Source organism: Pseudomonas sp. NPDC089534, from assembly GCF_044749305.1.
GTDB classification, from domain to species: domain Bacteria; phylum Pseudomonadota; class Gammaproteobacteria; order Pseudomonadales; family Pseudomonadaceae; genus Aquipseudomonas; species Aquipseudomonas ekonensis.
This window is the reverse complement of record NZ_JBIVHR010000025.1, coordinates 12,781-20,174: the sequence shown is the minus strand read 5'-3', so window position 1 is coordinate 20,174 and position 7,394 is coordinate 12,781. Positions and strand designations below refer to the sequence as shown.

5 protein-coding genes are annotated in these 7,394 nt (G+C 66.8%); 2 read left to right on the top strand and 3 right to left on the bottom strand.

Features of this window, described 5'->3' with window-relative positions; translation table 11 throughout:
* Positions 1-542: 542 nt before the first annotated feature.
* Entirely contained in the window at positions 543-1,319 is a 777-nt protein-coding gene (locus ACIP0B_RS10415; protein WP_400831693.1) for a response regulator transcription factor, read from the bottom strand.
* 123 nt (positions 1,320-1,442) lie between these two features.
* Positions 1,443-1,913, bottom strand: a complete 471-nt coding sequence (locus tag ACIP0B_RS10410) for a prepilin peptidase (RefSeq protein WP_400831691.1) — start codon at positions 1,911-1,913, stop codon at positions 1,443-1,445.
* Between the two features lie 75 nt (positions 1,914-1,988).
* Between ACIP0B_RS10410 and ACIP0B_RS10405 the strand changes: the two genes are divergently transcribed.
* Complete coding sequence (locus ACIP0B_RS10405; protein ID WP_400831690.1) at positions 1,989-2,429, top strand: TadE/TadG family type IV pilus assembly protein; 441 nt, start codon at positions 1,989-1,991, stop codon at positions 2,427-2,429.
* Positions 2,426-5,167 (top strand): ATP-binding protein, encoded by a 2,742-nt coding sequence (locus tag ACIP0B_RS10400; protein WP_400831688.1) that lies wholly within the window; start codon positions 2,426-2,428, stop codon positions 5,165-5,167. Before ACIP0B_RS10405 ends, ACIP0B_RS10400 begins: the two co-directional genes overlap by 4 nt.
* Here the strand turns inward: ACIP0B_RS10400 and ACIP0B_RS10395 are convergent.
* Positions 5,164-7,173, bottom strand: a complete 2,010-nt coding sequence (locus ACIP0B_RS10395) for a pilus assembly protein TadG-related protein (protein WP_400831687.1) — start codon at positions 7,171-7,173, stop codon at positions 5,164-5,166. The genes ACIP0B_RS10400 and ACIP0B_RS10395 overlap by 4 nt on opposite strands.
* Positions 7,174-7,394 lie beyond the last annotated feature (221 nt).

Genomic DNA, 7,394 nt, shown 5'->3' with positions numbered 1-7,394 from the left:
GTGGCTGGCAGGCCGCCATCGCCAGCAGGCTGGCTCCCACAGTTGGATTGGGGGCAGTCAGGTAGAGGTTGGTCGGCTGTCAGGCCGCCATCGCTGGCAAGCCAGCTCCCACAGGGATTGGGGTGGTCTGGGAGGGATTGGTCGGCTGTCAGGCCGCCATCGCGCACGTCTCAAAAGGCCGAGTGTCAGCTCGCCTCGCTTTTGATCTTGATCTGCCGGCCCCTTCGGAAGGCTGAGTGGAGGGGTTCATCCGGGGACAGGCGCGCAGCGCCGTTTGGCGCAGCCAAACACATCGGAAGGAGGTGCAGCGAAGCAAACCGTAGCCGATGCCCCCGGATGAATCCCGGAGCGAAGGAACCCCGAGCCTAGGCGAGGGGCCGTACGCCGGGGCCAGCCTTTTTGGTTACTTTTTTGGCGTCTGAAAAAAGTGACCCGCCGTAAGGGCGGAACCGCCAGCCGCCTCACCCGAAGAAACGGATATGCCCCCAAAACACCCCACAGCCTGGTCGGCCCAGAGGCCGCCAAGGCCCCCACAAAAAAAGTCAGTGCGCCGTCACCCGCTGCCGAACCGCCGCCCCGTTCGGCGAAAGCGCCAACGCCAGCTGCGTGCGGTTATGCATATGCGTCAACCGCAACACCTGCGACACATACAGCTTCACCGTGTTCTCGGTGATCCCCAGCTCACAGGCAATCTGATAGTTGGTCTGCCCCTTGCCCACCAGCCGCGCCACATCGAGCTGCCGGGGCGACAGCTGGTTGAAGATCGCCGGGATCTCCACCTCGTCGCCCTGCGCCGGTTCATCCTCGCGCACCGCCGAAGGCCCGCGCCGGACCTTGTCCAGATCCTGGTACAGATCGTCGATCGACGACGACAGGTCCTGCAGCTTCTGGTTCAGGTGCCCCAACTGCAGGGTCTTCTGCCGCTCCTGCAAGGCCGCCTCCTGGCGCTGCAGCCCTTGCAGCAGCTCGTCCAGGTCGATGGGTTTCTGGTAGTAGTCGGCGATCCCGGCGCGCAACGCCTTGATCACGTCCTGCTTGTCGGCGCGGCCGGTGAGCATGATCGCCTCGAATACCCGCTGCTTGCCCGAAAGGCGCTGCAAGGCCTGCACCAGTTCGATGCCGTCCATGCCCGGCATGTGCAGGTCGCACAGCACTAGGCCGATCGCCGCGTCTTCATTGAAGCGCTCGACGGCCTCCTGGCCGCAGACGCACGGAACGCAACGGTAGCCGTTGCTTTCGAGAAATTCGCAGAGTTCCTCGACGATCAGCGGCTGATCGTCGACCACCAGAACCTTCACTGCCGATGTAAGCTTGTTCACGTCCCACTCCATGCCCAGGCCAAAGCTGACCATTCCTGTACTGCCAACCGATGGCAGAAATACCCTGCTTTGAAAGTAGACGCACTTTCCGACTATGTACATAAGACTAGTGGCGTTTCGCGACTAATGGATCCAGGGCCAGGCGAGCCCGAGACCAACCAGCACGAACGGCGCATATGGCAGCTTTTTTGACGATTCTGGCCCCAGATAGCGAAATCGCTCCCTAAGCCCTTGACCCATATGCAGCCAGACTCTTGGCGCCAGCAGCCACCAGGCCACACTCGCCACCGCCGCGCCGATCACCGCCGCCAGCACCCACAGACCGTCCGTCGCAAGGCCCAGGGCTGTCATTAGTTTCACATCCCCGGCGCCCATCCGGCCCATGAGGTAACCCGGCAATGTGAACGCCAGCGCCAGCCCGAACGCCCAGCCGCCCTGCGCCGCTTCGGCACCGATCCAGGTGCTGCCGGTGCACAGCAGATACGCCAGCGCCAGCGCGCCGGCACCGAGGGTCAAGGCATTGGCGATCCGCCGCTGGCGGGCATCCTGGGCGGCGCACAGCGCCAGCCAGGCCAGGAGGACAAGTGTCTGCATCCGGTAAAACCCGTCCGTTTCCGCTGAATGATTCTATGCTGATACTACGCAGTGACTGTCAGGGTAGACGCACTCATGAAAACCGGCTTCGGGAAGTCGCAAAAAGGCGCGGTGGCGATCGAGTTCGCCCTGGTGTTCGTGGTCTTTTTCGCCGTGTTCTACGGGCTGGTCAGTTACAGCCTGCCGTTCGTGCTGATGCAGTCGTTCAACCAGGCCACGTCCGAAGCGGTGCGCCGCGGCGTGGCGGTCGATCCCGCCACGGCCAACTACTCCACCGTGCTGGTGAACACCGCCAACACCACCTTGCAGCAGCAACTGTCGTGGGTGCCGGCGTCGTTCAACCTGGTGATCGGCGTGGACACCAGCGCGGTCTACAGCGCCGGCACCCTGACCGTCAGCGTCAACTACCCCACCAGCAAGCTGAATCAGGTCCTGCCGTTCCTGGTGCTGCCCGGCGTCGGCACGGTGCCCAGCCTGCCGGCCAACCTGACCGCCACCTCGAGCCTGCAATTTTGAGTTCGGGGGACAAGCTCCTCGGCCGCCTGCTCAAACGCGCACCGCCCGCCGCCCTCGACTTGCCGGACAGGCTCGGCTCGCCCGCATTGGGCCTGCACCTCTATCTGGACGCCGACGGCTGCGTCATGCAGGCCGCCGGCCCGCTGCGGCACCTGTTGGCCCAGCAGGCACCGACGGAGCAGCCCTTGCCGCTGCGGGCCTGGCTGCTGCCCCACAGCACCCTGGCCATCGAAGGTCGGCCGGCGGACTGGCAGGGGCAACTGTTGGACCTGGACTTTCCCGGCCTCGGCGGCCAGCCCCTGCACCTGCGCGGCTGGGTGCAGCCCCAGGGCGACGGCTGGCTGATGCCGTTGATGGACATCGCCGACCTGCTGCTCGAACGCCAGCAATCGCGTCAGCGCGACGCCTGCCAGCGGCTGGCGGGGCAAGTCGCCGAACAGTTGCGGGCCTGCAGCCTGCTGCGTTTGCCGATCGTCGTGGCCGAGCAGTTGCAGGCCATCGCCCAGCGCTGGCGGATCCCGTGCCTGGCGCTGGCCCTGCCGGACGACCGGGAACAGGGCTGGCGGATCCATGGCCGGTTCTGCGCCCACGACGCGCCGGCGCTGTGGCAGGACGGCCAGCGCCTGGGCACGCCGCTGGACAGCCTCAACGGCAGCGCGCCCCAGCGGATCGGCGCCCACCATGGGCTGGATGAGCACACGCGGGTACAGGCCACGTTCGGCAGCGCCGACGGGTTGGCCGTGCCCTACAGCGATGACCGGGGCACGGTGGCCTGGCTGCTCTGCGGTTTCTACCGGGCGCAAGAAGCCGCGCCGCACCTGGACGACCGCGACTGGACGCTGCTGGCGAGCGCCGTGGCCGGCCCCTTGCTCGGCCGCCTGCGCGAGCAGGAACACCAGCGCCATCTGGAACGGCTGGAATCGTTGCAGGGCCTGCTCGGCACCGGCTGGTGGGAAATGGCCGGCAACGGCGAGTCGGTGCAACTGGCGCCGGCGCTGGCGGCCGACTTGCAACTGGACACCGAGGCCCTGCCGGTCGGGCACTGGCTGGAGCAGATCCACCCCGCCGACCGCGAAGAACTGCGCAGCCGCCTCAATGCCCTGCAACTGCGCGGCGAGGCCCTGTCGCTGTGCGTGCGCCTGCACCGCCCCGACGCCTGGTTCCGCGTGCAGGGCCAGGTCGCCGGCAGCGGCGAGGGCCGGCGGCTGGTGGGGTTCATGCTCGACATCAGCGACATCAAGAACCAGCAACAGCAGACCGCCGCCGCCCACGCGCGCCTGGACAACCTGATCGCCAGCTCGCCGGCGGTGATCTATGTCCAGCGCTACGTCGAAGGCGCGCTGCTGCCTTCGTTCTTCAGCGCCAGCCTGCAACCGCTGCTGGGCTGGCGCCTGGAGGACCTCGACGCGGCGGGGCTGGCCGAGCGGATCCACCCCGACGACCGCGACGGCTACTTCGAGCGCTGCCGGCAACTGCTGCGCGAAGGTTCGGTGCGGGCCCGCTACCGCCTGCGCGACCATCGCGGCGACTACCACTGGCTGCTCGACGAGGCCCGGCTGCTGCGCAACGACCTCGGCCTGCCGGTGGAGGCGGTCGGGCTGTGGCTGGACGTCACCGACGCGACCCTGGCCGCCGAGCAGATCCGCCAGAGCGAGGAGCGCTACCGGATCCTGGTGGAAGACTCGCCGGCGATGATCTGCCGCTACCGTCCGGACCTGATCCTGACCTTCGGCAACCAGCCCCTGGCCCACTACCTGGAATGCACGCCGCAGCAGTTGCCGGGCATCGACCTGGGCAGTTGGCTGTCCGACGAGCAGCGCGCCGCCTTCCTCCAGCGCCTGGCCGCGCTGACCCCGGACAACCCGGTCAGCACGGCGGAGATCAGCCTGCAGTTGCCGGGCCGCGAGCACGCGTGGTGGGTGTGGTCGGACCGCGGCGTGTTCGATGAGCAAGGTCGGTTGACCGAAGTGCAGGCCGTGGGCCGCGACAACACCGAAGTGCGCCGCTCCCAGCAGCAGCTCACGCAGAGCGCGAAAATGGCCACCCTCGGCGAAATGGCCACGGGCCTGGCCCACGAGATAAACCAGCCGCTGAACGTGATGCGCATGGCCATCGTCAACGTGCTCAAGCGCCTGGGCAACGGCGATGTGCAGGTCGATTACCTGACCGACAAGCTCAACCGCATCGACGCCCAGGTGCAGCGCGCCGCGAAGGTGGTGGACCACATGCGGGTGTTCGGCCGCCGCTCCGAGATCGAGCAGCAACTGTTCAACCCGGCCACCGCCATCGAGGGCACGCTGTCGCTGCTGGCCGAGGGCATGCGCGGCAAAGGGGTGGACCTGCGCATCAGCGAGACCCCGTTCGCCGTGCACTGCCGCGGCTACGTCGATCAGCTTGAGCAGGTGCTGATCAACCTGATGGTCAACGCCCGGGATGCGCTGCTGGGCAAGCGCGAGTCAGACCCTGCGTTCAAGCCGTGGATCTCGATCTACGCCGAGCGCGACGAGCACAAGGTGCGCCTGTGGGTGGAGGACAACGGCGGCGGCATCGACCCACGGCTCTTGGAGCGGATCTTCGAGCCGTTCTTCACCACCAAGCCGGTGGGGGTCGGCACCGGGCTGGGGCTGTCGGTGAGCTACGGCATCGTCGAGAACATGGGCGGCCACCTGAGCGTGCGCAACTCGGCGGACGGGGCGCGGTTCTGCATCGAACTGCCCATCGCCCCGGACGAGGCCTAGATGACCAGATAGGCCTTGCCGGTCTGGCCGCAGGTCATGTTGGCGCCGACGTCCACGCTCATCAGGTTGATGCCGAGGCTGGCGAGGAGGTTGTTGAGCAGGGGGTCGAGCAGTGGGCTCAACACGTTGGTGATGACCGGCTGAAGCAGGGAGACGACGCTGCCGATCAGGGCTGTGACGGTGGCCGTGACGGCACCGAGCGGACTGTTTCCCACGGGTTGGTAGGCAACGATGCTGATGCCGGCCAGGGTGTTGGACAGGCTGGCGACGATGTTGCTGGTCGGCGTGGCGGACAACACGCTGGGCGGCAGTTTCAGGTTGGGCGGCGTGGCGAACGGAGCCATGCTGGAGAACAACAGATCCTGGCCGCTCCCTGCACCTCCCGCAGCGATACTGCTATCGACCATGATTCCGATACCCCCTGCGCCGAACTGCACATGAGTGGTTGGGTCGCAGCTACCGATTCCGAGAATCTTGTGACAAGTCACGGTGCCAAGATCGATCAAGGGCAGTGGGGTAACCGTGGGTTTGGCAACAGAAGAAAATGCATTGGCCGAATCGATCGTGCCCAACTTGAGATCGACGAGAGACGTTTTGGTGCGGGCCGTCAGGCTTTTGGTTCCGCTGTTGCCCGCAGGACAACTGAAGTCGACGACATAACTTTCAGCGCCGCCCGCCTCCAGGTTGATATCGATCCGCGGCGACGGCAACAGCTGCGGATCCAGTTGCTCGCAGCCGGCCCCCAACAGGCAGCCGACCGAGTTCAGCGTGGCGACCAGGTTCAGGCTCAGCAACGAGTTGAGCGTCGGCGTCAGTGTGCCGACCAGTCCCAGCACCGCATTGGTCAGCCCGGTCACCCCGGACAGCACCGGCAGGTTCACCGACAGCATCGTGCGCACCTGGGCCGTGCGCACGTAGATCCTGTTCGCCCCCTGCGGATCGGCCTTGGCCAGCGACGGGTCGCCCACGGCGGACAGCTGCGGCGGCTCGATCACCTTGACCCGCACCGTGACGTTGGCCAGCCCCAGCACGCTGACCGGCAGCGTCGCGGCCACCGCGCTCTTGCTGTTGGCCAGTTGCACCATGCCCTGGATCAGTTGCAGCAGTTGCAGGTTGGCGTCCAGCCCCGCCGCCGTGGTGCCGGTCTGCAATTGCAGGATGTCGCCCAGCTTGACCGGGGAGGCATTGGCCGCCGCCACCTGCAGCGTGCCCAGCGCCGTGATCACTTCGGCGGTGGCGCCGTTGAGCTGCGCCACCTTCGCGGCGGCCTGGATCAGTTGCGTCACTGTGGCCTGGGTATTGAGCAGTTGGCTGTAGTTGCCGGCGGCCACATTCAGGTCGATGGCCAGTTGGTTCAGGTAGCTGAGCAGGTTGATGTCGGTGTTGAGCAGCCCGTTCCAGCCCAGCGCCGTCAGGTTGACGTTGCCGCCCAGCAGCCCGGAGAACAGCGCGTTGAGGATGTTCGACTGCGCGGTGCTGATGTTGGCCAGGTTGCTGCGGATGCTCAGCTGGGCGAGCGGCGGCTGCGGTTTGGCGGCCACCGCCGAGGCGGTGAGTTGGGTGTTCAGGCTGACCGGGGCGCCAGTGAACAGCGCCTGGACGCCGCCGGCGAAACTGGTGGTGAGGGTGTGCGTGACGACGACTTTGACGGCGCCCGTCTGGGTCGCGTCGACGGTGAAGGTGCGCAGGCCCGAAGCGGCGGTCTGCACGGTGCCGCAGGTGGCGGCGAGGGTGTTGTCGGCATCGGCGGTGAAGCCGTTGCGCGCGGCGTTCTGCGTGGCGTAGGCGGCGGCCGTCAACCCGCCGGCGCAGGTGCCGCCGCGGCTGACCGCTTCCAGGGCGGCATTGTCCGCCACCCGCTGCAATTTGCGCTGTTCCATGTACAGGCGGCCGCTGTCGACCACCAGCAGCATCATCACCACGGCCAGGCTCAACATGGCGGCCGCCATCAGCCCGATGGCCCCCCGCTGCCGGGCGGGGCCGCAAAACCGTGAACGAGGCGACATCGCGCACTCCTTTGCCGGCACAGGGCCGAGCGCTACCTCCATTGGTGCCCATCAGTGTAGACGTGGCGGGACGACACTGCTGGCAACGCGCCAGCCCATGGGTTGGCGATGTGGATCGGGCTGATGCATTGATGGGGAATGGGCCGCCGTCATCGCTTGCAGGCAAGCTCCCACAGGGTTCGGCGGTGACCGCAGGCTTGGCGCTCACCCGAGATGTCCTG